The organism is Bradyrhizobium sp. USDA 4452 (assembly GCF_054063575.1).
This window is the reverse complement of the sequence record NZ_JBSSGK010000001.1, coordinates 5,700,295-5,724,932: the sequence shown is the minus strand read 5'-3', so window position 1 is coordinate 5,724,932 and position 24,638 is coordinate 5,700,295. Positions and strand designations below refer to the sequence as shown.

Annotated in this window: 24 protein-coding genes, 1 tRNA gene and 1 pseudogene; 14 read left to right on the top strand and 12 right to left on the bottom strand. The window is 62.4% G+C overall.

Annotated elements, in window-relative coordinates; translation table 11 throughout:
* Positions 1–18 precede the first annotated feature (18 nt).
* From ACVISU_RS27315 to ACVISU_RS27300, 4 genes are all read right to left on the bottom strand, one after another.
* Complete coding sequence (locus ACVISU_RS27315; protein ID WP_456710907.1) at positions 19–1,419, bottom strand: L-serine ammonia-lyase; 1,401 nt, start codon at positions 1,417–1,419, stop codon at positions 19–21.
* Complete coding sequence (locus ACVISU_RS27310; protein WP_456708918.1) at positions 1,416–2,585, bottom strand: M20 aminoacylase family protein; 1,170 nt, start codon at positions 2,583–2,585, stop codon at positions 1,416–1,418. The genes ACVISU_RS27315 and ACVISU_RS27310 overlap by 4 nt, the downstream gene beginning before the upstream one ends.
* Before the next feature lie 23 nt (positions 2,586–2,608).
* Positions 2,609–3,958, bottom strand: coding sequence for a DUF3100 domain-containing protein (locus ACVISU_RS27305; RefSeq protein WP_456708917.1), 1,350 nt, complete (start codon positions 3,956–3,958; stop codon positions 2,609–2,611).
* 238 nt (positions 3,959–4,196) lie between these two features.
* Entirely contained in the window at positions 4,197–4,790 is a 594-nt protein-coding gene (locus ACVISU_RS27300) for an N-acetyltransferase family protein (protein WP_456708916.1), read from the bottom strand.
* 197 nt (positions 4,791–4,987) lie between these two features.
* Between ACVISU_RS27300 and ACVISU_RS27295 the strand changes: the two genes are divergently transcribed.
* The 6 genes and pseudogenes from ACVISU_RS27295 to ACVISU_RS27270 all read left to right on the top strand — a co-directional run bounded on the left by ACVISU_RS27295 (position 4,988) and on the right by ACVISU_RS27270 (position 8,526).
* Positions 4,988–6,595, top strand: a complete 1,608-nt coding sequence (locus ACVISU_RS27295) for an AMP-binding protein (protein WP_456708915.1) — start codon at positions 4,988–4,990, stop codon at positions 6,593–6,595.
* A 178-nt stretch (positions 6,596–6,773) separates the two neighbouring features.
* A complete protein-coding gene (locus tag ACVISU_RS27290; RefSeq protein WP_050400716.1) occupies positions 6,774–6,968 on the top strand; it encodes a hypothetical protein in 195 nt (64 codons plus the stop codon).
* Between the two features lie 210 nt (positions 6,969–7,178).
* Positions 7,179–7,445: a hypothetical protein gene (locus ACVISU_RS27285; protein WP_456708914.1), complete on the top strand. Its 267-nt coding sequence runs from the start codon at positions 7,179–7,181 to the stop codon at positions 7,443–7,445.
* 30 nt (positions 7,446–7,475) lie between these two features.
* Positions 7,476–7,715 (top strand): annotated as a pseudogene (locus ACVISU_RS27280) (3-hydroxyacyl-CoA dehydrogenase NAD-binding domain-containing protein); the annotation flags it as partial.
* Between the two features lie 15 nt (positions 7,716–7,730).
* Complete coding sequence (locus tag ACVISU_RS27275; protein WP_456710906.1) at positions 7,731–8,216, top strand: 3-hydroxyacyl-CoA dehydrogenase family protein; 486 nt, start codon at positions 7,731–7,733, stop codon at positions 8,214–8,216.
* Between the two features lie 100 nt (positions 8,217–8,316).
* A complete protein-coding gene (locus ACVISU_RS27270) occupies positions 8,317–8,526 on the top strand; it encodes a hypothetical protein (RefSeq protein WP_456708913.1) in 210 nt (69 codons plus the stop codon).
* Between the two features lie 819 nt (positions 8,527–9,345).
* On the opposite strand, the gene ACVISU_RS27265 is transcribed toward ACVISU_RS27270, so the two are convergent.
* Positions 9,346–9,422, bottom strand: a tRNA-Met gene (locus ACVISU_RS27265).
* A gap of 315 nt (positions 9,423–9,737) precedes the next feature.
* Here ACVISU_RS27265 and ACVISU_RS27260 point away from each other — a divergent pair.
* Both ACVISU_RS27260 and ACVISU_RS27255 read left to right on the top strand, forming a co-directional pair.
* Positions 9,738–11,171, top strand: coding sequence for a coniferyl aldehyde dehydrogenase (locus ACVISU_RS27260; protein WP_456708912.1), 1,434 nt, complete (start codon positions 9,738–9,740; stop codon positions 11,169–11,171).
* 133 nt (positions 11,172–11,304) lie between these two features.
* A complete protein-coding gene (locus ACVISU_RS27255; RefSeq protein ID WP_456708911.1) occupies positions 11,305–12,933 on the top strand; it encodes a GMC family oxidoreductase in 1,629 nt (542 codons plus the stop codon).
* Positions 12,934–13,436: 503 nt separating this feature from the next.
* Here ACVISU_RS27255 and ACVISU_RS27250 read toward each other — a convergent pair.
* The 4 genes from ACVISU_RS27250 to ACVISU_RS27235 all read right to left on the bottom strand — a co-directional run bounded on the left by ACVISU_RS27250 (position 13,437) and on the right by ACVISU_RS27235 (position 17,682).
* Positions 13,437–15,104 carry an alpha/beta hydrolase domain-containing protein gene (locus ACVISU_RS27250; protein ID WP_456708910.1) on the bottom strand — a complete coding sequence of 556 codons (1,668 nt, stop codon included), beginning with the start codon at positions 15,102–15,104 and terminating at the stop codon, positions 13,437–13,439.
* 46 nt (positions 15,105–15,150) lie between these two features.
* Complete coding sequence (locus tag ACVISU_RS27245; RefSeq protein WP_456708909.1) at positions 15,151–15,666, bottom strand: hypothetical protein; 516 nt, start codon at positions 15,664–15,666, stop codon at positions 15,151–15,153.
* A 363-nt stretch (positions 15,667–16,029) separates the two neighbouring features.
* The gene (locus tag ACVISU_RS27240) at positions 16,030–16,986 is read right to left on the bottom strand and encodes an alpha/beta fold hydrolase (protein ID WP_456708908.1); all 957 of its coding nucleotides are present in this window, start codon (positions 16,984–16,986) and stop codon (positions 16,030–16,032) included.
* 429 nt (positions 16,987–17,415) lie between these two features.
* Positions 17,416–17,682 carry a hypothetical protein gene (locus ACVISU_RS27235; RefSeq protein ID WP_456708907.1) on the bottom strand — a complete coding sequence of 89 codons (267 nt, stop codon included), beginning with the start codon at positions 17,680–17,682 and terminating at the stop codon, positions 17,416–17,418.
* Between the two features lie 274 nt (positions 17,683–17,956).
* On the opposite strand from ACVISU_RS27235, the gene ACVISU_RS27230 reads away from it, so the two are divergent.
* Both ACVISU_RS27230 and ACVISU_RS27225 read left to right on the top strand, forming a co-directional pair.
* The gene (locus tag ACVISU_RS27230) at positions 17,957–18,265 is read left to right on the top strand and encodes a barstar family protein (protein WP_456708906.1); all 309 of its coding nucleotides are present in this window, start codon (positions 17,957–17,959) and stop codon (positions 18,263–18,265) included.
* 197 nt (positions 18,266–18,462) lie between these two features.
* The gene (locus ACVISU_RS27225; protein WP_456708905.1) at positions 18,463–18,735 is read left to right on the top strand and encodes a hypothetical protein; all 273 of its coding nucleotides are present in this window, start codon (positions 18,463–18,465) and stop codon (positions 18,733–18,735) included.
* A gap of 112 nt (positions 18,736–18,847) precedes the next feature.
* On the opposite strand, the gene ACVISU_RS27220 is transcribed toward ACVISU_RS27225, so the two are convergent.
* Positions 18,848–19,609: an SDR family NAD(P)-dependent oxidoreductase gene (locus tag ACVISU_RS27220; RefSeq protein ID WP_456708904.1), complete on the bottom strand. Its 762-nt coding sequence runs from the start codon at positions 19,607–19,609 to the stop codon at positions 18,848–18,850.
* A 207-nt stretch (positions 19,610–19,816) separates the two neighbouring features.
* Between ACVISU_RS27220 and ACVISU_RS27215 the strand changes: the two genes are divergently transcribed.
* The 3 genes from ACVISU_RS27215 to ACVISU_RS27205 all read left to right on the top strand — a co-directional run bounded on the left by ACVISU_RS27215 (position 19,817) and on the right by ACVISU_RS27205 (position 22,265).
* A complete protein-coding gene (locus ACVISU_RS27215; RefSeq protein WP_456708903.1) occupies positions 19,817–20,332 on the top strand; it encodes a CvpA family protein in 516 nt (171 codons plus the stop codon).
* Between the two features lie 135 nt (positions 20,333–20,467).
* The gene (locus ACVISU_RS27210) at positions 20,468–21,250 is read left to right on the top strand and encodes an SDR family oxidoreductase (RefSeq protein WP_456708902.1); all 783 of its coding nucleotides are present in this window, start codon (positions 20,468–20,470) and stop codon (positions 21,248–21,250) included.
* A 25-nt stretch (positions 21,251–21,275) separates the two neighbouring features.
* Positions 21,276–22,265, top strand: a complete 990-nt coding sequence (locus ACVISU_RS27205; protein ID WP_456708901.1) for an NADPH:quinone reductase — start codon at positions 21,276–21,278, stop codon at positions 22,263–22,265.
* 159 nt (positions 22,266–22,424) lie between these two features.
* Here the strand turns inward: ACVISU_RS27205 and ACVISU_RS27200 are convergent, their stop codons facing one another.
* Complete coding sequence (locus ACVISU_RS27200; RefSeq protein WP_456708900.1) at positions 22,425–22,838, bottom strand: DUF3775 domain-containing protein; 414 nt, start codon at positions 22,836–22,838, stop codon at positions 22,425–22,427.
* A gap of 117 nt (positions 22,839–22,955) precedes the next feature.
* On the opposite strand from ACVISU_RS27200, the gene ACVISU_RS27195 reads away from it, so the two are divergent.
* Complete coding sequence (locus ACVISU_RS27195) at positions 22,956–23,807, top strand: MBL fold metallo-hydrolase (protein WP_456708899.1); 852 nt, start codon at positions 22,956–22,958, stop codon at positions 23,805–23,807.
* A gap of 156 nt (positions 23,808–23,963) precedes the next feature.
* Here the strand turns inward: ACVISU_RS27195 and ACVISU_RS27190 are convergent, their stop codons facing one another.
* Positions 23,964–24,542, bottom strand: coding sequence for a TetR/AcrR family transcriptional regulator (locus tag ACVISU_RS27190; RefSeq protein WP_050404993.1), 579 nt, complete (start codon positions 24,540–24,542; stop codon positions 23,964–23,966).
* Positions 24,543–24,638 lie beyond the last annotated feature (96 nt).

Genomic DNA, 24,638 nt, shown 5'->3' with positions numbered 1-24,638 from the left:
CTGCTGCCGTGCTCCTGGTCAGCATTCCACGACGTTGACCGCGAGCCCACCCAGCGACGTCTCCTTGTATTTGGACTTCATGTCCTCGCCGGTCTGCAGCATCGTCTTGATGACGGCGTCAAGCGAGACATAGTGCTTGCCGTCGCCACGCAGCGCCATTCGGGCGGCGTTGATGGCCTTGACCGCGCCCATTGCATTACGCTCGATGCAAGGGATCTGCACCAGGCCTCCAACGGGATCGCAAGTGAGCCCGAGGTTGTGCTCCATCCCGATCTCGGCAGCGTTCTCGACCTGGGCCGGCACACCGCCGAGCACGGCCGTCAGGCCGCCTGCAGCCATCGAGCAGGCAACGCCGACCTCGCCCTGACAGCCAACTTCCGCCCCGGAGATCGAGGCATTCGCCTTGTAGAGCATGCCGACCGCAGCCGCGGTGAGCAGGAAAGTCACGACGCCGTCGTCGGTCGCGCCCGGACAGAACTTGACGTAGTAGTGCAGCACCGCCGGGATCACGCCGGCGGCGCCGTTGGTCGGCGCAGTCACGATCCGTCCGCGCGCCGCATTCTCCTCATTCACCGCCATTGCGAAGGCGTTGACCCAATCCATCGCCGCCAGCGGATCGACGCTCTCAGTGTCGCTGTTGCGAGCCGACAGTTCGCGGTAGAGAGCCGGTGCGCGACGGCGAATGTTCAGCGGCCCAGGCAACGGTTCGGCCGCGCCGGCGTTGTCGATGCCGAAGCCGCGGTCAACGCATTGCTTCATCGTCTCCCAGATCTTCAGGAGGCCGGCACGGACGTCTGCGTCTGTGCGATGAACGCACTCATTCGCCAGCACCATGTCGGCGATCGAGCGGCCGCTCGACTGCGCGCGTGCGACCAGCTCGGCGCCGGTGCCGAACGGATACGGCCAAATCGGAAGCTCGCCGCCTGCACCGCCGGCTGCATCGCCCAGGCCGCGCTCGATCACGAAACCGCCGCCGATCGAGAAGTAATAGCGTTCCGCCAGCGGACTGCCGTCGGGCGCGAACGCCACAAGGCGAATTCCGTTGGGGTGTTCCGGCAGCGCACTGTCAGGCTGGAAAATGATATCGCGCCCGCGCCGGAACGGGATCGGGTGAAGGTTGAGCAGCCGCAACTCGCCGGAACGCCGGATCTCCGCAAGCTGCGGCGCTACGTCGGCCGGATCGATCGTATCGGGTTTTTCACCGAGCAAGCCGAGGATCACGCCGAGATCGGTCGCATGCCCTCGCCCTGTCGCGCCCAACGAGCCGTAGAGATCGGCACTGACCCGCACCGTCTTCGAAAGCAGGCCATCGCGCTCCAGCGCACGGACGAATTGTCCGGCCGCGCGCATCGGCCCCACCGTATGCGAACTCGAGGGGCCGATGCCGATCTTGAAGATGTCGAAGACCGAAAGCATCAGGCGGCGGGCAATTGTTGCTTCACGAGCTCGACCCAATAGGCGGCGCCGAGCGGCAGGATGGCGTCGTTGAAATCGTAATACGGATTGTGCAGCGGCGGATCGTTGGCGCTCTCGCCCGCGCCGATGCAGATGTAGGCGCCGGGACGCTCCTGCAGCATGAAAGCGAAATCCTCCGATCCCATCGCCGGCTTGATGTCGGTTTGCACCTGCTCGACGCCGACGAGATTCGCGGCGGCCGAGGCTGCGGCATCGGTTTCGGCAGGTGTGTTGATCACGCCCGGATAGCCTCTCATGTAGCGCAGATCGATCCTTGCGCCATGGGTTTGTGCCACGCCGGTGCAGACCTGCTTCATGGCGGCCTCGACCTGATCCTGTATCCCGGCGTCCAGCGTTCTGACCGTGCCGCGCAATGTGACGATTTCAGGTACCACGTTCCAGGTGTCGCCGCCATGGATCTGGGTGACGCTCACGACGGCGGCGTCCATTGCGCCGATACGGCGGCTAACGATGCCTTGCAGCGCCGAGACGAGATCGGCCGACACCAGGATCGAGTCGATGCCCTTCTCCGGTGTCGCGGCATGGCATCCGCTCCCGGTCACGACGACCTCGAACGTATCGAGGAAGGCAGTCGCAATGCCGGTCCGGATCGCAAATTTTCCTCGCGGGATATTCGGAATATTGTGCATCCCGTAGACCGCATCGGCCGGAAACAACTTGAACAGCCCTTCCTCGACCATCTTCTTGCCGCCGCCTTCATTCTCCTCGGCGGGCTGGAAAACGAAATGGACGGTGCCGCGGAACGGCCGGTGACGGGCGAGCTGGACTGCAGCTCCGAGCAGCATTGTGGTGTGGCCATCATGGCCACAGCCGTGCATCTTGCCGGTACGGGTTGACTTGTGGGCGCGGTCTCCGAGTTCCTGAAGATCAAGCGCGTCCATGTCGGCGCGCAGCGCGATCGTCGGACCTTCGCCGTTCTTCAGCGTTCCAACCACCCCAGTGCCGCCGAGGCCGCGATGGACCGGAATCTGCATCTCCATCAGCGCATCTGCCACGAGCCGGGCGGTGCGGTGCTCCTGAAACGCCGTCTCGGGGTTGGCGTGGATGTCATGACGCCAATCCAGCATCCGGGCACAGATATCGTCGGCGATTCCAAACTTCTCTGACATGCGTTGGTCCACCTGTTCGTGGGTTAGCGATGGAAGAATTCGGCGATCATCGTCGCGCCGAGGAACGTGCCTGCGGCGGCCGTCAGCGAGACCACCACGATACGCCAGCTCAGCCTCCTGAAGATCGGAAGATCCTTGGCAACCGAGAAGCCGGCGAGCGTCAGCACGGGGGGCGTGAAGGCGAGGAAGTTCAACTTGTCGACCGAGCCGATCATCGCGTTGGAGAACGGCAGCAGGCCAGGAATGCCAAGCACAGTGGTGACCGCGACCAGGATCAGGATGTGTGGCACTTTCGGCAGCAGACGGGCAAGCACGTCGACCAGCAGCACGACTGCGAGCGCGATCAGCAGACCCGCCCCCGATTGCAGCAGCGGCACCCTGTAGGTAAGCGAATTGCCGATCAGGACACCGCCCGCGATGGTGATCCAGGCGAGCAGCGAGTCAGAGAAGCCGAACGTGCCGTGCTTTGTCTCGCCGGCACTGGCGATGGAGGGTCCGAGGTCTCCCGACGAGAAGGTCGAGAACCGACCGAGCACGGGTTCCAGCCTGTCATACAGCCAGGAGCACACTGGCAGCGAGAAGAGCAGGGCGAAATAGAAGCCGAGGACGGCGGTCATCAGGTTCGCCGCCGAGGCAATCGCAATCAGTTCCTTCGCCATCTCGGGCGGGTTGTGGCCGTTGATGGTGCCGATCGCGGCCGCCATCATGCTGCCCGAGCCGACGCCCGCCCCCATCGCGAGCGACCGCGGATCGAAGATGTGCAGGCTAGCGACGAAGCCGGCCAGCAGCGCGATGAACAGCGCACCGAGCACGGTGCCGGTGATGTACTCGGCCAGCACGCCGCGCCCCTCGGCGGAGTTCATGCCGTATTTCTCGCCGATGATCACCATGTTGCCTTCACGGCCGATCGAGAAGGTCGCACCGACCGCTTCGCGCTTGACGCCGAGCAGGAGCGCGATCGGCAGGCCGAGCACCAGCGTGCCGAAGGTGTGCCCGAGCTCCTGGAAGATCAACGCCCAGCCGGCCTTCTGCACCTCCGGCAGCGCGCCGCCGACCGTGAAAGCCATCTTGATCACGAAGAGCAGCAGGCCTGCGTTGAGCAGCTGTCCCGCGTAGGTCTGCAGGCCGGGCCCGATCCGCATGGCAGCCGGCAGAAAACGCGCCGCGAGGCCCCACGCGGCCGCGATCAGCAGCGCCCATACCATCGGCTGAAGCAGCACCTTGCCCGGACCGATCTGGAACTGGACGATCCCGATCGTCTCGGCGACGGCAACGATGATGAGGACAGCGACGAATAGCGCAAGCCTGCCGTGAGCCGCAGGATCGACCGCCTGGGCAGGAAGGTCTGCGGAAGGAGAAGAGGTCGACGTCATAGTGCTGGACACCTCCAGAAGATGATTGCGAGGCAATGCGGTGAACCAACTTGCCCGCGCAGCATCGGCGAGAAGGCGCCTTGCATCAATGATCGTGGCATCCTATTTCCGTTGCATTTTTTGCAACACTGGCCGAACGAAAATCGGCCGGGCGAAAGCCGGTGTGACCACGATCGTTGCCGTCATGGATACGAGCGGCGCGAGGATGGCCAAGCCGTTCCTCGGGTAAGCCCCCGTGCTAGTCGATCGCTCCGGACGATCCGCCCGCCTCGAGCTTCTGCACATCCGCCACGTCGACGCCAAGCACGACGATGTCGTGTGTCCCGCCCTTGAGGTCTTTCACCTGATCGCGCAGCAACGCCTCGGCACGGAAGCCGAGCGCTTCGAAAATCGCGATCGCGCGGGTCTGGTCGGATGTCATCTGCACGGTCAGGCGCTCGAGGCTCATCGACAGCGCGAGGTCAAATGCCTCATTGGACAGTGCCCGTCCGATGCCGGTGCCGCGCACATGCGAGGAGATCACGGTCCTGATCTCGCCGACATGGGCCGACCATGACATGAGGTCCCGCACGATCGTGCCGCATCCCACCACCAAGTCATCCTTGACCACCAGCAGGCTGACGATTGAGCCCCGCTCGATCTCCTTGATCCACGCCGAGAGCACCTTCGGCTCGCGGATATTCCGCGGCAGGAACAGCATGTCGTGCACGGCAAGCGCGTTGGCAAATTTCAGGACTGCGGCCTCGTCGGCAGGCCCCATCAGCCGAAACTCGACGTCCCCGCTCTCGAAGTTGACGCGACGCGGATAGGATCGCATCTTGGTATTCCTCATGCAGATCGCTCACTCAATCCGAAATCCAGACTTCACCGCAACCACCTGGCGGGGATCGCGGCGCTGTTCCCGCCTGTCCTGCACGCTGGAGCCAGATCAGGCAAGCCGAGTGTAGCAATGTCCTAATATAACTCCTGAAACGGCCCGTTTGCACCTTTCCGTCTCGATATGAGCACATAAGCCTGGCGACAATGACCATGAGCGCTGCCAACGACGACCTCGAACGACCGCTGCATGAAATGCTGCGGAGACATGCCTGTGAGAGACCGGAGAAACCGGCCTGCATCTGGTATGGCCGCGCCATCACGTTCCTCGAGCTCGACCGCGCGAGTGATGCATTCGCGGCGCGCCTGCAACAGCTCGGCGTCGCCAAGGGCGAGCCGGTCGCACTGTTCATGAACAATTGTCCGCAATACCTGATGGCGCAATTCGGCATCCAGAAGATCGGCGCCGTTGCCTCGCCCTGCGGGGCGCTGAACAAGGGGCACGAACTCGCCTACCAGCTCGACGATCTCGGCGCGCGCGTGATCGTCGCGGCCGAACCGCTATTGCCGATCGTAGGTCAGGTCCGCGACAAGACGAAGCTCGAGCATGTCTTCGTGGTCCGCTACCCGGACCTGCTGCCCGAGCGGCCATCGATCGGCGTTCCCGATGAATTGTTCGCATCGGGCTCCGCGCCGATCGATGCGGCCGGCGAAACCGAGGACTTTCTCGCCGTCGCCGCCAGCGGCGCGTCGCCCCGCGATGTCGCGATCGACATGAACGATACCGCGCTGATGATCTACACGTCGGGCAGCACGGGTCGGCCCAAGGGCGCGATGCTGTCCTATCGCAACGTCATCTTCAAGACGGCCGCGACCGTGAACTGCAACGGGATCGGCACCGATGACGTCCTGCTCTCGATCGCGCCGCTTTATCATATCGCCGGCATGGTGATGGGCGTGAATGCACCGGTCTACGCCGGCGCGACGTCTGTGTTGCTGTACCGGTTCGACCCGCTGGTGACGGCGCAGGCGATCGATCGCTATCAGGTGAGCTGGTGGTACAGCGTGGCTCCGATGAACGTCGCGATCACCCAGCTCCCGAACATTTCCGACTTCGCTCTGAGGAGCCTCCGCGTCAATCCCGTGACCAGTTTCGGCATCGACTGGACCGAAGCGCTTGCCAGGAAATGGCAGGCCATCGCGCCGAACTGCGAGAGCTTCGAAGCGGCGTACGGGTTGACCGAGACCCATACAGTCGACACCTTCATGCCGCGCACTTCGGTTCGCTGGGGTACCCATGGCAGGCCGGTACCCGGCAACGAGATCCGGATCGTCGATCCCGACTCCGGCGCAGACATGCCAGCGGACGTTCCTGGCGAAATCGTGATCCGCGGCCCGGGCGTATTCAAAGGCTACCGCAATCGTCCCGATGCGACCGCCGAGGCGCTGCGCAATGGCTGGCTGCACACCGGCGACATGGGCCGCCTCGATGCCGATGGCTATCTGACCTTCATGGGACGCTTCAAGGAGATGATTAAGGTCTCCGGGTACAGTGTCTTCCCGGAAGAGGTCGAGTCGATACTGAACAAGCACCCCGACGTGACGGCGTCAGCCGTGATCGGCGTGCCCGACGCAACGAAAGGCGAGGTGGTCAAGGCCTTCGTCATCCTGGCTCCGCGCGCCGAACTGGACACAGCCCAGCTCGTGGCATGGGCGCGCCAGAACATGGCGCCCTACAAGGTGCCACGCGAAGTCAGCTTTGTTACCGAGTTGCCGCGATCACCGGCCGGCAAGCTGTTGCGGCGGCTGCTCAAGGACTGACGCTGGAGCGAACCGCCCCCGACCGGCGGACCGCGCCAGCCAGAATTGTCGATCGGCCTTGTCCCAAAATCACTCCCAACCTGGTCCGACAGCACCTTTTCAGGAATCGATGCCCATGTTGGACATCTCATTTTGATCCCGGCGATTCATCGATAAAGTGCAAATTGCAGCCTGCGACATGTTCAGTCACGACGACGAATGCTCGAGCATCAAGTACCAGCGACGCATGAAACGGATGATCGAAGCGCTCAGAGGAGAACTGACGCTGCAAGGCATTATCGGTCAGGGGACGACCACGGACCTGCGGGTCGACATTGTGAGCCTGGCCGAAACCGCACTTGTGGTGTGTGACTTCGATAAAGTCGCGGACTGACGCGTAATCTGGGCAGAATGAATGAGCCGATCCGGAAGGCATCGGCCTCGCGCTGGACGCTACGGGGAACCGGATGTTCGTGACGGATCTCGCCGGCTTGCTCTATGTCGCGGATCTCGATGGCGCCGGCAAGCGCACGATTCTTGCTGCCCAGGGCAATCTCACTGGCGTCGCCTACGCTGAACTCTAGAAATCGCATTGGAGAACGACATGACCAGCGACAAGACCATTCACCGCATTGCCGTCATCGAAACCGGCGTGATCGAGCTGGCCGCACAGTTCCTCGCCAAGGGACTTCAGGTCGTTGCGACGGACATTGCGCCCGACGCGGAGGTCGCGCTGAGGCAGTTCGTGAAGGCTGCGTGGCCGGCGCTCGAACGGCTTGGCCTCTCGCCCGGAGCATCGCAATCGAACCTCACCTTGACCGCCGATCTCGCCCGAAGCGTTGACAGGCGTCGATCTTGTCCAGGAGAATAGGCCGGAACGGCTTGACTTCAGCAGAAGCTATACAAGCAGCTCGACGAGCTGTTGCCGCCTGACGTGATCATCGCGTCGAGCTCGTCCGGACTCAAGATGAGCGACATCCAGTCGGCCGTCGCGTCGCATCCGGAGCGCTGCGTCATCGGCCACCCCTTCAATCCGCCGCAACTGATTCCGCTGGTTGAGGTGGTCGGCGGGGCGAAGACCTCGGAAGCGACAATCCAGCGCGCGATTACTTTCTACAAGTCGATCGGGAAGAAAGCGGTACGGCTCAACAAAGAGATGCCGGGCCATGTCGCCAACCGCCTGCAGGGCGCATTGGCGCGTGAGGTCTATTACCTTATCGCCGAAGATGTCCTGAGCGCTGCCGACGTCGACGACGCGCTCTCCTGGGGTCCAGGTCTGCGCTGGGGCATCATGGGCAACATGATGCTCAATCACCTCGGCGGAGGCCCCGGCGGCACCGAGCACTTCTTTCAGCAATTCGCTGGCCCGATGACGACTTCGTGGAAGAGCCTCGGCTCGCCGGTGCTCACACCGGAACTCCAAACGAAGCTCGTCGACGGCGTCCATGCGGAGGTCGGATCGCGCACCATCGAGGAGCTCGAAGCCGAGAGGGACGAGATTTTGCTTGGTCTCCTTGAGCTGCGCGCCAAGCGTTCGGAGAGATCTCTCCCTACCAGGTCGAGACCGATTATCGAGCCCGGCGAGGACTTCAATAGCTCACAGGATTGCGACGACGTATTTGGCGCACCGCCTTCGCTTTGATGAAGGCAATCTAGACGTCTTCGCTGAGTGAAAGGCGACACTGTGTGGTGAAATGCCTCTGAGACTCCGGGACAACTTCGAGGAGCTGCCATACGTTAACATGTCAATGTCGATGAGCCGAACCGAAAACGTGCTGAAGCACGGGTGGTTAGACTTTATCGTTCGTCACCTCGGTCTGGCACTGCGTGGGGCCGGCGAAAAGTTTCGCAAAGCAGCTGATGCTGCCGACGAGAAGAGCGTGCTGCTGCCCAGTGTGGCACCGTCCCCCTTCCGCTACCGCCCCCTCAAGAGTATCGGCGTCTACGATTAGGAACAAAAAAGACCACTCCGGCGCGCCACCTGAGCCGCGAAGGGATACGGCGTCCTCTTCGGCACGGCTCGAATGTGCGATGATTCCATATTGGTTGCGGGTGATTTGAACCTGCGAAGCTAACTTATTGATATTGCTCGGGCTAAGCTTCAGTCCAAAAAGGGAAAACCCAGCAATCCATTGAGATGGCTGGGTTTTCATTGTCGACTTTGGTTGCGGGGATAGGATTTGAACCTATGACCTTCAGGTTATGAGTACAATCAGACGCGTTTCCTGGCGATGCCTCACGTTTCCTCGCGTGTCATAAGCTATTGAATCTGCACTATTTATTTGACTTTGTAAGCTCACGGGTGTCCTCTAATTTCCGTCACGGTGGCGACACGGTGGCGACACGCAGAACAAACCGACACCGAGTTGCGGCCCTGGCATGCCAACGAAGCTTTCAAAACGAACCGTCGATGTCATCTCCGCAGGCCGACTTCCAGCCCTTGAATATGATACCGATCTGAAAGGCTTTGGCGTCCGCATATCGACCACCAGCTTCGTCGCAGGGTCTGATGAAGACCGTTGAGGCGGTCGCTCGACCTTCTAGGCCTAGGCAGGATTGTTTGCGCGATTGGCCCGGTCCAGCAAGTGTCATGGCGCCGCTCATGGACTGGTGCGACGCTAGAGAATCCACCTCATCGGGTCGCGTGAGCTGCCGTTTAGACGTTGAGTGCGGCGCTTGTAGCGTGGCGACACGGTGGCGACACGGTCCCAAAACAAGAAGGCCGCCCTTAGGCGGCCTTCCAAAAATCTCTGCCATATCATAGAGTTATTTGGTTGCGGGGATAGGATTTGAACCTATGACCTTCAGGTTATGAGCCTGACGAGCTACCGGGCTGCTCCACCCCGCGTTAAACCGTTGCATGCCCTACAGAAAGGGTGCCCGAACCTGTCGACCGACGCGTCTAACGGCGCCGATCGATCCGTCCGGATGCTTCCTGAGAAGGCAACCCGGGCCGAAGCCATCGGGTGCGAGGGGTATGTATCAACGTGAGTACGGTTTGGAAAGCCCCGGATGCGGGTTTTTGAGGATTTTGTGACGTCCAAATCACCGGTTTTCCTGACAAATTTTACCGCCGGGAACCGGGCCTTGCCAGATCGCGCGCAAAAGCGGAGCTTGGCGCCAACAAAATCCGTCAAGGAAACGTCATCCGAGGGGAAATGCCATGGACCGGCCATTGAAGAGCCCGGGACTGCATGCGCTTGAGGAGGTCTTTCACCGCCAATTCGAGCTGTCGCGCGGCGAACCGGCGCCGACATTGCAGGCGCGGCTCGACCGCCTGCGCCGCCTGCGCGCCGCGCTGACCGAGAACGAAGCGCGATTCGAGGCGGCGATCTCGGCCGATTTCGGCCACCGCTCCACCGTCGAGACTGCGATCGCCGAGACCATGCTGGTGCTCGGCGAGATCAAGCATGCGGCCAGGCACCTCAAAGGCTGGATGGCGCCCGAGCGGATCCCGACCACGGTGCAGTTCGCGCCGGCCAGGAATCGGCTGATCCCGCAGCCGCTCGGCGTGGTCGGGATCATCGCGCCCTGGAATTATCCGCTGCAGCTGACCCTGGCGCCCGCGGTCGCCGCGATCGCGGCCGGCAACCGCGCCATCATCAAGCCGAGCGAGCTGGCGCCGCGCTTCGCCGAGCTGCTTGCGGAGGTGATCGAGAAGAAATTCGACCATACCGAGCTCGCGGTCACCGATATCGACGACGACATCGCAACGGCCTTTGCCGCGCTGCCGTTCGATCATCTGATCTTCACCGGCTCAACCCGCGTGGGCCGGCTGGTCGCGGAGGCGGCCGGCCGCAACCTGACACCGGTGACGCTCGAGCTCGGCGGCAAATCGCCCGCGATCGTCGACGGCTCCGCCGACCTCGACGAGGCCGCGCAGCGCATCGCCTACGGCAAGCTGCTCAATGCCGGCCAGACCTGCATCGCGCCCGATTACGTGCTGGTGCCGCAAGCCTCGGTGCAGCCGTTCGCGCTGCGGCTGCAGGGCCACATGCAGCATATGTTCGGCGCCGATCCGAAAAACCCCGACTACACCTCGATCGTCTCGGACCGGCACTATGCAAGGCTCGAGGGCCTCGTCGCCGACGCCGCCGCGAAGGGCGCGACGATCATGCAGCCGGCCGCGCCGAACGATCCCGAATGGAAGGGAGTGCGGAAATTTCCGCCAACCGTCATCGTCGATGCGACGCCGGAGATGACCGTGATGCAGGAGGAGATCTTCGGACCGCTGCTGCCGGTCATGGGCACCAGCGACGCAACCGAGGCGATCGCCTTCATCAACCGGCGCGACCGCCCGCTGGCGCTGTACTGGTTCGGCACCGACAATGCCGCCCGCGATGAGGTGCTGGCGCGCACGGTGTCGGGCGGCGTCACAATCAATGACTGCCTGTTCCATTTCGCGCAGGCCTATCAGCCGATGGGCGGCGTCGGCGCGTCCGGTACCGGCGCCTATCACGGCGAATGGGGATTCAAGACGCTGACCAAGCTGAAGCCGGTGTTCTACCGCTCGCGCTTCAACCGGCTCGCCGATCTCTATCCGCCCTACGGCGCGAAGATCGCGCGGCTGGAGAAAGTGATGCGGATGTTGTCGTGACTGTCATTCCGGGGCGATGCGAAGCATCGAGCCCGGAATCCATCGCGCCGCAGTGACGCGGATAAATGGATTCCGGGCTCGCGCTGCGCGCGCCCCGGAATGACAAAGAAGAATAGCCAAGGGGGAAACGTACGTGACTGACACATTCGATTTCGTGGTGGTGGGCGCAGGCTCTGGCGGCTGCGCGGTGGCCGGGCGGCTGTCGGAGGATCCGGCGACCTCGGTGGCGGTGCTGGATGCCGGCGGCAAGAACGACAATTGGGTGGTGACCACGCCCGGCGCCATCATCCTGATGCTCTCGGGCAAGCTCAACAACTGGGCGTTCGACACGGTGCCGCAGAAGGGACTGAACGGCCGCATCGGCTATCAACCGCGCGGCAAGGGGCTCGGCGGCTCGAGCGCCATCAATGCCATGGTCTATATCCGCGGCCATCGCGCCGACTACGATCACTGGGCTTCGCTCGGCAATACCGGCTGGAGCTACGCCGACGTGCTGCCCTATTTCAAGCGCTCGGAGCACAACACCGAGCTCGACGGCGAATATCACGGCAAGGGCGGCCCGCTCAACGTCACCGGCCTGCAGTCCGACAATCCGGTCAAGGAGATGTTCCTGCAGGGCGCGCGCGAGGCCCAATTCCGGATCCGCGACGATTTCAACGGCGCCGAACAGGAAGGGCTCGGCATCTACCAGGTGACCCAGCGGAATGGCGAGCGTTGGAGCGCAGCGCGCGGCTATATCCATCCCCACATGGGCCGCCGGCCCAATCTGCGCGTGGAGACGCAGGCGCAGGCGACCCGCATCCTCTTCGAGGGCAAGCGTGCCGTCGGCGTCGAATACATGCAGGGCAAGGAGAAGAAGGTGCTGCGCGCGCGGCGCGAGGTCATCCTCTCGGCCGGCGCGTTCCAGTCGCCGCAATTGCTGATGCTGTCGGGCGTCGGCGACGCCGCGGCGCTCGGCAAGCACGGCATCGCCAGCGTGCATCAGCTGCCGGGTGTCGGACAGAACCTGCAGGATCATCCTGATTTCGTGTTCGGCTTCGCTGCCGACGCCCCCTATTTCTCGGGACTGTCGTGGGGCGGCATCGGGCGCATCATCAAGGGGATCGGGCAGTACCGGCGCGAGCGGCGCGGCCCGATGACCTCGAACGTCGCCGAATGCGGCGGCTTCCTGAAGACGCGACCTGAGCTCGACGTCCCCGACATCCAGCTGCATTTCTGCATGGCCATGGTGGAAGACCATGGCCGCAAGCCGCGCTGGGGCACCGGCTTCTCCTGCCATGTCTGCCTGCTGCGCCCGGCAAGCCGCGGCAGCGTCTGGCTGAACAGCGCCGATCCGCTGGCAGCCCCCGCGATCGATCCGAATTTCTTCGGCGAGGACAGCGACGTCGAGACCATGGTCGCGGGCTTCAAGATGACGAAGCGGCTGCTCGACACGCCGGCGCTGCGCGCGCTGCAGCAGAAGGACATGTTCACAGCGGATGTCCGCACCGACGACGATATCCGCAGCATCCTGCGGGCGCGCTCCGACACCGTCTATCACCCGGTCGGCACCTGCCGGATGGGCACCGGCGATCCGCTCGCTGTGGTCGATCCGACGCTGCGCGTGCATGGGCTCGAAGCCTTACGCGTGGTCGATGCCTCGATCATGCCGACCCTGATCGGCGGCAACACCAATGCGCCGACCATCATGATCGGCGAAAAGGCCGCCGACATGATCAAGGCCGAGATGCGGGCGGGGTCATCAAATGCGCAGGGTGGGTAGCCCCCTCCTTGCACGGCTCGTGGCGGTGGGCATGGCGCAAGAGCGCCTCTTCCCACCCTGCCAAACTGCTGATAGCCCAACGCGATAGCCTGCCGCCGCAGGGCGCACCGCCAAAATATCGAAAACAACCCCATGCACAGTAGCCGGCGGCTGCCGGCCGACACGGCAACTTGACTCGTCGGGCAAATCAGCGGCATACTTCGATTATCCAGAAATCGTGCAGACGCCCCTACGCCCGTAGCCCGGGACCTTGACGCATGCGCATAACGGAAGCGTTTCATGGCGGACGTAACATCGTCGGCAAAACCTCTGAGCCTTTCGAGCGGAGGATGCTGCGCGTTCAGGAAGAAGCTGTCGAGTTTCCGCCAAAAATAGCCAGCGCAGCTGTCGATCAGTTCCACTCCAAATGCCTCTTTGCTCGGATGCGGCGTTCAGCAAGTGACGGAGCCCCTCTTACTCCATCCACTAGCTCGATGGCCGGCACAGGCTCCGGCTTGGCTCACTCAACGTGGCTCGGCATTCGTTGGCGCGGGCGCGAACAGGTTGGTCGACGCGGCTTCCTGAACGATCACTGCCGCGTCGTCCGGCAGCAGAAACCCACGCGCCAGCAGATCATGGGCGGCGATCCGGATCCGGTTCACGTAATCGTCGCGGCCATGATAGCGCTCTTCGATCGACGGGCGGGCGTCACCGGTACGCTCTCGTTCCGCTTTCGTCGCTGCGAATGGCGAGAAGGACCCGATCAGCATGCAGGTGAATGTCTGCGGCTGGTTCTGGGCGCCATTGGTGCCGGTCGGCACCGCGACATCCGGCAGCCGCACGCCGCCAAGCGCATTGCCGTCCTGATCGCGCTTCGGCACTTGTATCACTGCGGCGGAAAGCCGAGTCGGAGCGCGCAGCGCAGGTGGCTCGCCGCCCGCGACTTCAAGCGACATCAGTTCGCTGGCGGGCGGCTTGGTGCCGCGGCTTACCCAGGCGTCAAGATGCAGCAGCAGGGCCCGCGACAGCGGCGACCAATCGAGGCGACCCGGCGTCAGGGTGCAAGCCGGTGCCCTGGGGGCGGGTACATGCGGGCCTCCCGCGATATCGTACATCCGCACATTGGCGGGCAGTGGCTGATCCGCGGTTCCGGACGCGCCCGTGCGGCCAAGCGAAGCGCGCAGCGAATAGTAGTCCGTGGTGGAGTTCACGAGTATCATCCTCGGAGGCACCTCGCCCCGCGCCTCGACCTTGGCCGTGATCTCGCCGATCGTGAGAGGTCCGTCATTCACACCGGGAAAATCCGGATTGTCGAATGTGGGAGCCCCCTCGGCGCTCGACATTGGTCCAAGGCCCGTCTGCAGGATCGGAAGAAGGCCGGCGGCCGAGACGAACACATGCATGCCGTCGAAGACGCGCCGGTTGCCCATCATGTTGAAGCCGTTCAGGAGAAAGGTCTTCAGGAATCGTCCATCCTGGGACCTGCCGCTCGCGAGCACGCGGTTGATCGTTCCCTCGAGCGGGTTGGGCGTTCCACCTTTGTCGGAGGCTGCATGCGCGAGGAAATCGGCGGCGTCGCGGACGATCGCAAAGCCCACTCCCTCGACGAAGCGTGTCTTGCCGTCTGCGTCGGCGAAAGACGGCAGCTCCGCGCCCTGTCCAAGCTCCCAAAAAACCTCCGCAACCGCGAAACCGTGGTCCTGCAGAAACCCGGTGCCTTGCTCCAGCGTACCCGGGAGAAACCGCACATCGCGTGGCGAGTTGTAGATTGCCTCGGCCCAGACCTGTCCGCGGTTGGGTACGTCCACCAGCAATGCGCCGTTTCCCTCGCGGGGAGCCGCCGGCATCATGAGAATGATCTTTGCGGCGTAGTCGACGCGACCGTGTTCGTTGCGCGACGCCTTGTCGATCCCCGGAATGGCCTCTTGCGGCGACAGGTCGCCGTGAATCCTGCCCTGCCAGATCACATAATCGCCAGCACGAAATGTGCCGTAAGGCTGCTTCGACGTGAACTCGATCCGGGTGACTTCCGCGCTCGCCGGCCGTGCCGTCGGCATGAGGGTGAACAGGCAAAACAAGAACATCCCAGTCGGCCCGTTTCGACGGTGCGGCATGGGAATTCTCCATGGTCGATAGCGGATGGTTCCGGTCATTTTTTGATCACGATGCTCCGTATCAGAAGCGGACATCATGGATCGGCAATTTCCCGCCGGTCCATCGCCTGTCGCGAAGACCTTCTCACTCCATCCAATAGTCGATGTCGGTCTGATTGGCATTGACGCCGGCGTTCGGCTCGGACGGCCCATGGCTGCTGATGATGCCGTGAATCCTGGCGAGGCTACCTGTGCCTCCAGTAATGACGCCCGATGTCATGTTCGTCAGCTTCCCATCTCCACTGCTTTGCGCGACCAGAGATGTCCTGACAAAAAATTTGTCGCCATTCTCCAGTATCCAGACGTTGTAGATGAGGGCCGGACCATTGTTATCGATGTAGTCCGACATGCCGCGCGTCCACTGCTCCTTCAACCTCGACCCGTTGATGAGGGGAGCATCGTCTCCATAGGTCCGCCGAATTTCGAAGAGCCGGGCTTGATGTCCCGGAATGTCGCCAACGTCGATGACGTGTTGTTGGGTGTATACCGTCCGAGTTGCCGGCGTATCGTAGCTGACATGGTGCTTTTGCTGTGCCCCGGCCACCGGCTCTGTTAGAGCCGCGAGAGTGATCGTCATTCCAAGCGCGATATTGCGAAACATGCGTGACCTCTCATGCTGGAATCCACCCAACCGCGAAGGTATCGGCGGACATTGTTTGTTGAAGATTCTCTCGTCAACCGGTCGGCGCTCGGTAGTAACCGAGCCCCAACCAAAGCTGATTTCACCACGCTTTTCCGAGGTGCCATGGATCAGACCGATCGTCTAGAACGGGGCTTGGCTGCACGGGATTCGGCTCATCAATCTTTTTTGACAGCGCTTTGCCGGACAAGACATCTGCACGCTACGCCGGTCATTGCGCTGCCCGACGCGGAGGTCGGCTACCGGCGAGGAGCGGAAATGTATCTGGTGAGTTAGGGTGAGCCCCACCAGCAATGGCGCCGATCTGCCGCAAAACTTGCTGAGTTAACCCATGAACTTTCTTATCAGAATCGCAATTTCTGCACAGGCCTCATCCAGTGCGAAGTGTCCGGCTTGCAGTATGTTTATTTGAGCATTGGGCACATCGCGCCTAATCGCATCCGTTTCTCGAACCGAAAAGTTTGGGTCGTATCTCCCCCATAGCACAAGAGTGGGCGGTTTCTTTTCTCGCAGGTATTCTTGATACGCAGGATATTGTTCGACATTGCTCCGATAATCATAGAAGAGCTCGATTTGAATTTGCGCCATGCCAGGACGGGCAAGAAACGCGGCTTCGTCCGTCCACAGATCAGGATTGTACCGGTCAGGGTGCGGTGAGTTCCCGAGGTGCCTCATCTTCGCGATTTCAGCGGACATAAGCCCTGCGCGGACTCGATCTTCATGAGAGGCTCTATCGGCCCAGAACGCTCGGCGCGGTGCCCAGATCTTTTCCTCAAGCCCATCGTCATGGGCGACAGCGTTCTGCACGATCAGTGCGGCCACTCGATCGGGATGGGCAAGGGCCAAACGGTAGCCAATCGGGCCGCCGTAGTCCGACATATACATGGTGTACTTGGTGAGACGCAGCGTTTCCGTAAGTCTGTCAACGATATTTGCGAGATGTTCAAACGTGTACTGAAACTTCTCCGGCGGCGGCGCTTCTGAATGCCCGAAACCGGGATAGTCGGGAGCGATGAGATGGTATTTGTCGGCCAGTAGCGGAAAAAGCGGATCGAACATGCGGGAGGAGGACGGAAAACCATGGAGCAGAAGGATTGCTGGCGCATCCTTCGGACCTGCCTCCCGGTAAAAGACGTTTACTCCATCAATCTGAACGAAGTGGTAGGTCACGGCCATGCTGTCGCGAACATCCTTCCCGCTCTGCGCCGCCGACGAACACGCCCAAAGTGCAAGAAGGAAGCCAGCGCCGACTAACCGGGAGAAGGTTTCCATAAACTTCATTCGAGCCTCATTCCGTCGCTGGATGATCATTTGATGGCCGGCTTGAGCGCAGCGGCCAGGTGGCGGGGGGACGCGCAGGAAAGATCGAATGAAGAACCGCCCTATTCCGCTGTGGCGATGACAATCCTGTGATCCTGATCGGCGTCGGTTAGCTGCTCGCCTAGTCAGGTCGCCACTTTAGGCGGATGCGAGTCGGCGCGCGTGCCCGTGGAAGGCCGCAAATCCATCCGCCGAGCTTTTCCCAGCCGCTTACTACCCGGAGAGGATGGCAGCGGACCTCCATGTCGGCTTCGGGGTCACAAGCCGTCCATAGCGCCAAGCCAAGGGACTTCCGGTTACCCTCGAAGAACCGACCTTCCGGGTGGTCATCCAGACCGTCAGCTTAGGGCCATAACCAGACGTCGCCAAATGACGGAATGACAGTCCCGCTCATCCCTTCGACGGGTAAAACCGTTTGAGAAATCCATCGATCTCGTTATCGGCTGCCTGCCAACGCGGTCCACGTTCGCTTCTTAAGAGATGGAGGCCGAGGAGTTGTAGCGGGCTATCGGCGACAAGTTCGAGCGGTCCTTTCTTCGCAATCCAATGCTCTTCGCCGTCCTTATCGACACGATCGACCGAATATCCATGGTCAATAAGCGTGAGATACGCTGGGACTTCTGTATTGCCTGCTGCCGCAATGGTCTCTTGCGCCATCTCATTCCCCATGTTGCGCGGATAGGCGTTCGAGCATCGCCTCGTGCATCGCGGCCTTCCATGCCTGCAGTCCGCGATGACCGCAATGGGTCAGAGGCAGACGACGTGGCCAGGGCAGCAAGCGTCCGTTCTCGCCTTGAAAGCGGACCTTGCTCCGCGCTCAGCTGGGCAGCTTCGGGCCACTATGCGACTATCGCTGGTGATCGGCACGATTTGAATAAAACGATTTAGCGATGTTAAAGAGGGCTCTCCTAGAGGGTGTTAAGGTGATCAAATGCGGATTATCGAGCTGGACGCCAGTAAGTGGAATACGTCTGCTGATTTTGTCAGCGCGCTCAAAATCGCAATTGGCGCGCCGGATTGGCACGGCTCGAGCGTCAATGCATTTGTAGATTCGATGGGGACGGGCGGTATCAATGCCGTCGAACCTCCTTACGTCGTCAGAGTTGTGAATGCCGGCCATCTTGGACAGGACGTGACCGAACTGATCGCGGCTATTTCGTCCGCGGTTGAGAAAAGGCGACTATACGAGGCCGCTCGCACTGGCGAGGATGTCATGGTCAGCCTTGAGATGACAAGTTAGGACGCGCGTTTCCTGAACAAGCCGATGTCGCGCGAGGTCAAAACCCGCCCATAGCGACAGAGCCAGGTAACTTCCGGTTCACCGCGAAGAGCCGACGTTCCCCGTGATCATACGAACCGCCAGCTATGGGGAAGCGCGGACAAGGTAAACTTGACCTACTATGGAAGATGCTGCCACTCAAGTTGAGGATTAGGTCTATGGCGATAGACAAAGAAGCTTCTCGCGTCTGGCGCGGTCAGATCAGAGATATATTGAACCGGCAGTGGGACCCGATTGGCGGGTGCCCCGCCGATGAATACGATGGCTATGTTGGTACTATCGCCGCCATGGTTCGCGACAATACGACCGACGAGGCTTTGATGAAGTATCTCGAATGGGCTGAGTCCGTGCACATGGACTTTGGCCGGTTTGATCACGAGCGCGCTAGGATGGTCATCGTATCAATAAGAGCACTTGGTACGGCGCCGTAGCTGGAGGGCGTTTCGCTGAACTTCCGCTATGGGTCACAAGCCGACATCCCTGACGTCAAGCCAAGTGTCTGCTCCGCTTCTGTAAGCGGGCATCCCGGTATGAGTACGCGCCCTAGTTCAACAGGAACCCGCCATCCACCGTCACCACGGTGCCGGTCATGTAGCGTGAGGCGTTGGAGGCAAGCAGCATGATCGCGCCGTCGAGATCGGATTCGGCGCCGACGCGGCGCTGCGGAATCCGTTTTGCGAGCCGCTCGCCCGCCGGCGTCGACCAGAAATCGTGGTTCATCTCGGTGTCGATGTAGCCCGGTGCCAGCGCGTTGACGCGGATGTTGTTGCCCGCGAGCTCCAGCGCCATCGCCTTGGTGCCCTGGATCATGCCGGCCTTGGATATCGCATAAGGCGAAACCGCTTTCAGCACGCCCTGCCCGAGCACCGAGGCGACGTTGACGATGTTGCCCGGCTGCTTGCGCAGGATCATGCGCCGCGCCAATTCGGTCGCAAGGAAGTAGGCGCCCTTCAGATTGGCGTTGACCACCGCATCCCAGTCCGCCTCGGTCTGCTCGGTCGACAACTTCTCGATCGCGATGCCGGCATTGTTGATCAGGACCGAGACCGGACCGAGCGCGGCTTCTGCGGCGTCGAGCGCTTTCGCAATGCCGGAAATATCCGCGACGTCCATCTGCACCGCGGCGGCGCGACCGCCCTTGGCATTGATCTCCTCCGCGAGGCTTTTCAGCTTCGCGGTCTGGCGCGCTGCCAGCACCACCGCAGCGCCATGCGCCGCCAGCACACGGGCGAATTGCCGCCCGAGCCCTTGCGAGGCGCCGGTGATGAGGATGATTTCTTTACTGACATCGAATAGGTCGGACATCGACAGGTTCCTGGATTGCAGCGGACGAGTGATAGCGACAATTGTCCCTGATGTAAGCAGGTTTGATCAACCAGGGGACGCTAAGGCGCGATGTGATTAGGTTGAATCGTCATCGCGCCTTAGCTCTTTGAGCATGATCTCATCGGAAAACCGCTTCGCACTTTTCCGGATCGTGCTTTAGGAGATTGGGGCAGGAATTCCTTATCCATGAACCTCTTCGACATCTTCGTGACGCTCGGGCTGCTGTTCGCGGTCGTCACCGGCTTCACGACCGGCCTGCTGCGCAGCGCGGTCACCATCCTAGCCTATCTCGTCGCGATGCCGCTTGCGGTCGCGGTGCTGGCGATGGTCGGGCCTCACATCGCAACGCTGCCGTCCTCGCCGCTTCCGCCCAATGGGGTGCTGCTGTTCGGTCTCTTCCTCCTGATCGGCGTCATCCTCGGAAAGATGGCGCGGACGATGCTCGACGACACTATGGGCTCGGAGATCGGGATCGGCGACCGGCTCGGCGGTGCGCTGCTCGGCGCGCTCAGGGTCGGCCTCGTCGTGACCACGCTGGTGCTGGTGTTCGATCAACTGGTGCCGCTCGCCAAACAGCCGCGATTCCTCAACGGATCGCAATTGCGGCCGTGGTTCTCCGCCGCCGGACAGGCCGGATTCCGCTCGCTACCGCCCGAAGCCACGATGGCGATCGAGCGGCTGCGGCGCGAGCAGCGCATCTAACCCAACGGCTCACCCCCCAGTTCCTGCCCGGCATGCACTTATGCATTGCACCTCTCTTACCGGCGCCGCCGGGCTTGGCTAGACTGGCGCCAGCGAAACTTTAAAAACCTACCCGACATCACAGGGAGTGAACTCGTGGATCTTGGAATCAAAGGCCGCCGCGCCATCGTCTGCGCATCGAGCAAGGGACTGGGCCGCGCCTGCGCGATCGCGCTCGCCAATGAAGGGGTGCATGTCACGCTGACCGCGCGCGGCGCCGAGGCGCTGAAGCAGACCGCCGACGAGATCCGCAAGGCTCATCCGGCCGTCACCGTCACCGAGATCGTCGGCGACATCACGACCGCGGCAGGGCGCGAAGCCGTGCTCAAGGCCTGCCCCGAACCGGACATCCTGATCAACAATGCCGGCGGCCCGCCGCCCGGCGATTTTCGCAACTGGACCCGCGACGACTGGATCAAGGCGATCGACGCCAACATGCTGACGCCGATCGAGCTGATCAAGGCGACCGTCGACGGCATGATGGCGCGCAAGTTCGGCCGCATCGTCAACATCACCTCGGCCGCGGTGAAGGCGCCGATCGAAATTCTCGGCCTGTCCAACGGCGCCCGCGCCGGCCTCACCGGCTTCGTCGCCGGCCTGTCGCGCAAGACCGTGATCAACAACGTCACCATCAACGGCCTGCTGCCGGGCCCGTTCGACACCGACCGCCTGCGCGGCACCGCCAAGCCTGAGGCTGAAAAGCGCGGCATCTCGGCCGACCAGGTCCTGACCGAGCGTGCGAAGCTCAATCCCGCCGGCCGCTTCGGCCATCCCGACGAATTCGGCTATGCTTGCGCGTTCCTGTGCGGCGCCAAGGCCGGCTTCATCACCGGGCAGAATCTGCTGCTCGATGGCGGTGCCTTCCCGGGCACGCTCTAGTGCCGCCGCTCGAAAGGGGCGCTCGATGAGAGCCGTCTGGTACGAACGAACCGGTGCGGCGCCGGCGGTGCTTACCGTCGGCGAAATGCCGACACCCGACGCGGGCCCGGGCGAGGTCCGGGTTCGGCTCGAGGCATCCGGCGTCAATCCGGCCGATGTCGGCCGCCGCAGCGGCAACTATCGCGCGATGGAGTTTCCACGCGTGGTCCCGAACAGCGACGGCGCCGGGATCATCGACCAGATCGGTCAAGGCGTGACGCGCTTTGCCGTCGGCGACCGCGTCTGGCTGTTCAACGGCCAGCGCAACGGCCGCGCCTTCGGCACCGCGGCCGAGTACATCACGCTCGCCGACTATCTGGTGACGCCGCTGCCGCAGGACGTGTCCTTCGCGGCCGGCGCAACGCTCGGCATTCCCTGCATGACGGCGTGGTGCGCGCTGTTTGCCGACGGTCCGGTCGCAGGACAGACGGTGCTGGTCACCGGCGGCGCCGGTGCGGTCGGCCATTACGCCGTGCAATTGGCCAAATGGGGCGGTGCGCGCGTGATCGCGACGGTGAGCTCAGAGGTCAAGGACGTCGAGGCGCGGCTTGCCGGCGCCGACACCATCGTCAACTACCGGACCGAGGACGTCGTCTCCAAGGTGATGGCCTTCACCGAGAACCGCGGCGTCGACCGCGTGATCGACGTCGATTTCGGCGGCAACCTTGCGACCACGCTGAAGCTCATGGCGATGAACTCGACGATCGCGGTCTATGCCACCAACGGCAACCGCACGCCGACACTGCCGGTGCGCGAATTGATGGAGAAGTGCATCACGGTGCGCGCGCTGGTGCTGTTCGCGCTGCCGCCGCCGCTGCTCGCCGCCGCGCAGGCCGACATCACCAAATGGCTGGAATCGGGCACCCGCGTGCACAACATCGCCGGCCAATTCGGGCTCGCGGAGACCGCCGATGCCCATCTCGCCGTCGAGAAAGGCGACAAGATCGGCACCGTGATCGTCGACTGCGCCCGATGATCTTCCCCCTCTCCCCGTTCTTAGGGGTGAGGGACTGTCACCGCGAAGGTGATAGCGAAGTATGCTGAAACTCCCCTCATCCGTAATTCAAGCTTAGCTTGAATTACGACCCCTCCCCGCAAGCGGGGCGAGGAAAGGGGAACAGCACGCTTCGACTGCCTACTGAACCGGCGTGATGCGCGCGTCGCTCGGTGGTATGCCGAACTCGTCGAGCCCTTCGGCAAGCAGATCGCCGAGCATCGGCTCGCCCAAGAGATAGCTTGCGGTACGTCCGTTGCGTCCGCGCGCGGCTTCGCGGCGGAGATCGGCCCATTCTTCGATCGTGCCGTCGCCGCGGCCGAGCCGCATCAGCGCGACGAGGTCGACCTGCTCGTCCTCGCTCAGCGCATCGATGAATCCCGATATCTCGCGCGCCACCGGATCGCTGCCGTTATCCTCCAGCACGTCGATCATCTCGTCGTCGGCCCCATTCGAGCCGGAGTCGGGATCGACGATCCCCTCCTTGACGTCGAATTCCCGCGCCTTCTCGATCAAGAAGCCAACCTTTTCAGGGGAGATTGTGAGTTCCGGCATTCGCGCACTCCTTCGATGCAACGAACAGTAACGCGGGAGGCGCCGACTCGATCCATTGCGCCGGCGCGCGGAAACAAGCATGGTCCGGTAAGAAACAAGAAACCGAGGGCACGCCGCATGCAATGGACGATCGGCAAGGTCAAGATCACAAAAGTCGTCGAGCTCGAGACTGTCGGCAGCACGCGCTTCATCCTGCCGCTGGCCGGCCGGGAAGAGATCCAGAGCCTGCCCTGGCTGATCCCGCATTTCGCCAACGAGGATGGCCGGCTGAAAATGTCGATCCACTCGCTGCTGGTCGAGACGCCGGAGCACCGCATCATCGTCGACACCGGGCTCGGCAACGACAAGCAGGGTCGCAACGTGCCGACCTGGAACAACCGCAGCGATCCGTTCCTGGAGAAGCTGACCGCGGCCGGATTTGCGCCTGACGGCATCGATACCGTGCTGTGCACGCATCTGCATGTCGACCATGTCGGCTGGAACACGAAGCTCGTCGGCGGCAAATGGGTGCCGACCTTCGCCAATGCGCGTTACGTGTTCGGCCGGACCGAATTCGAGCACTGGCGCGACCATAGCGACGATGCCGCGCATGCCGCCGTGTTCGCCGACTCGGTGAAGCCGATCGCGGATGCCGGCAAGGCCGAGCTGGTGCCGAGCGACCATCGCCTGACCGAGGAGATCACACTGATCCCGACGCCGGGGCACAGCCCCGGCCACATGAGCATCCGCATCAGGTCCGGCGGCGCGGAAGCACTGCTGACCGGCGACGTCGCCCATCATCCCTGCCAGATGTACCACCTCGACTGGTCGTCGACCGCAGACTCCGACCAGAAGCAGTCGGCCGCGACGCGGCGCGAATTGTTCTCGCGCTTCGCCGACACGCCGACGCTGGTGATCGGCGGGCATTTCAACGCCGGCCACATCAAGCGCGACGGCGACGCTTTCAGGTTCGTCGCGCTCGAGCCGTGAGCTGCTTTGATGGAGCATGATCTATCGGATCATGCCTGAGGCCGTGTACCCATCAACTTCTTCGTTTCGCGATCCGTTTCGCGCGCGAAGCGGCCGAGATCTATGTCTTGAAGGGCCGGGAGCCGACATGAGGTTATCGCGGCGGCGAACCTCTCGTCATTTTGGTGACAGGCAGCTTTGGCAACTCACATCCGCGAGCGCTTCGAATACAGCCGGGGTGCGCTCCAGGCGGGCAATCGTTCGCGCGCCTTCGAGAGCGGCTACCAACGCGGCTGCGGTAGAGGACGCGCGCGCGGGAGCGAAACCGCACCCTCTGAAATGCTCAGCGACGATCTCGGTCGAATCGACAAATCCGCGCGCTACCCGTTTGGTCAGCTCAGCGTCGAGCGCGGGCAGCTCATTCGCCAGATTTTGCATCAGACATCCGTACTGGAAATCCGAGGCGACCATTTCGGCCGCGAATGCGCTGAAAAGCTGCTGAACAAACTTCAGCGCATCGCCCGTCGTATTCGCCGAGATATTCCGCAGGACCGCAATTCTACCCGCGACGTAATGATCGATTGCTTCTTCTGCGAGCTGTGCCTTGCCGCGTGGAAAGTGAAAGTAGAACGATCCTTTGGGCGCACCGCTTTCCTCAATGATCTGGGTCAATCCGGTCGCCGTGTAGCCCTGGATGCGAAACAGGCGTTCGGCCGTGGCAATCGCGCGAGCGCGGGCGTCAGTCTTACGTGGCATGCCGTGACCGTAACACCTTTCGCTTGACGCTACTATGGCGATCGACATAGTATGGTGATCGCCATAGTAGGAAAACCGGCGATGCCCCAATGCCCA

What these genes read in the sequence shown, in the direction of transcription:
- ACVISU_RS27310 (WP_456708918.1), bottom strand. Translation starts at nt 2,585, where the DNA reads ATGTCAGAGAAGTTTGGAATCGCCGACGATATCTGTGCCCGGATGCTG.
- ACVISU_RS27305 (WP_456708917.1), bottom strand. Translation starts at nt 3,958, where the DNA reads ATGACGTCGACCTCTTCTCCTTCCGCAGACCTTCCTGCCCAGGCGGTC.
- ACVISU_RS27300 (WP_456708916.1), bottom strand. Translation starts at nt 4,790, where the DNA reads ATGAGGAATACCAAGATGCGATCCTATCCGCGTCGCGTCAACTTCGAG.
- ACVISU_RS27295 (WP_456708915.1), top strand. Translation starts at nt 4,988, where the DNA reads ATGAGCGCTGCCAACGACGACCTCGAACGACCGCTGCATGAAATGCTG.
- ACVISU_RS27290 (WP_050400716.1), top strand. Translation starts at nt 6,774, where the DNA reads ATGTTCAGTCACGACGACGAATGCTCGAGCATCAAGTACCAGCGACGC.
- ACVISU_RS27285 (WP_456708914.1), top strand. Translation starts at nt 7,179, where the DNA reads ATGACCAGCGACAAGACCATTCACCGCATTGCCGTCATCGAAACCGGC.
- ACVISU_RS27275 (WP_456710906.1), top strand. Translation starts at nt 7,731, where the DNA reads ATGCCGGGCCATGTCGCCAACCGCCTGCAGGGCGCATTGGCGCGTGAG.
- ACVISU_RS27270 (WP_456708913.1), top strand. Translation starts at nt 8,317, where the DNA reads ATGTCAATGTCGATGAGCCGAACCGAAAACGTGCTGAAGCACGGGTGG.
- ACVISU_RS27260 (WP_456708912.1), top strand. Translation starts at nt 9,738, where the DNA reads ATGGACCGGCCATTGAAGAGCCCGGGACTGCATGCGCTTGAGGAGGTC.
- ACVISU_RS27250 (WP_456708910.1), bottom strand. Translation starts at nt 15,104, where the DNA reads ATGATGTCCGCTTCTGATACGGAGCATCGTGATCAAAAAATGACCGGA.
- ACVISU_RS27245 (WP_456708909.1), bottom strand. Translation starts at nt 15,666, where the DNA reads ATGTTTCGCAATATCGCGCTTGGAATGACGATCACTCTCGCGGCTCTA.
- ACVISU_RS27240 (WP_456708908.1), bottom strand. Translation starts at nt 16,986, where the DNA reads ATGAAGTTTATGGAAACCTTCTCCCGGTTAGTCGGCGCTGGCTTCCTT.
- ACVISU_RS27235 (WP_456708907.1), bottom strand. Translation starts at nt 17,682, where the DNA reads ATGGCGCAAGAGACCATTGCGGCAGCAGGCAATACAGAAGTCCCAGCG.
- ACVISU_RS27230 (WP_456708906.1), top strand. Translation starts at nt 17,957, where the DNA reads ATGCGGATTATCGAGCTGGACGCCAGTAAGTGGAATACGTCTGCTGAT.
- ACVISU_RS27225 (WP_456708905.1), top strand. Translation starts at nt 18,463, where the DNA reads ATGGCGATAGACAAAGAAGCTTCTCGCGTCTGGCGCGGTCAGATCAGA.
- ACVISU_RS27220 (WP_456708904.1), bottom strand. Translation starts at nt 19,609, where the DNA reads ATGTCCGACCTATTCGATGTCAGTAAAGAAATCATCCTCATCACCGGC.
- ACVISU_RS27215 (WP_456708903.1), top strand. Translation starts at nt 19,817, where the DNA reads ATGAACCTCTTCGACATCTTCGTGACGCTCGGGCTGCTGTTCGCGGTC.
- ACVISU_RS27205 (WP_456708901.1), top strand. Translation starts at nt 21,276, where the DNA reads ATGAGAGCCGTCTGGTACGAACGAACCGGTGCGGCGCCGGCGGTGCTT.
- ACVISU_RS27200 (WP_456708900.1), bottom strand. Translation starts at nt 22,838, where the DNA reads ATGCCGGAACTCACAATCTCCCCTGAAAAGGTTGGCTTCTTGATCGAG.
- ACVISU_RS27195 (WP_456708899.1), top strand. Translation starts at nt 22,956, where the DNA reads ATGCAATGGACGATCGGCAAGGTCAAGATCACAAAAGTCGTCGAGCTC.
- ACVISU_RS27190 (WP_050404993.1), bottom strand. Translation starts at nt 24,542, where the DNA reads ATGCCACGTAAGACTGACGCCCGCGCTCGCGCGATTGCCACGGCCGAA.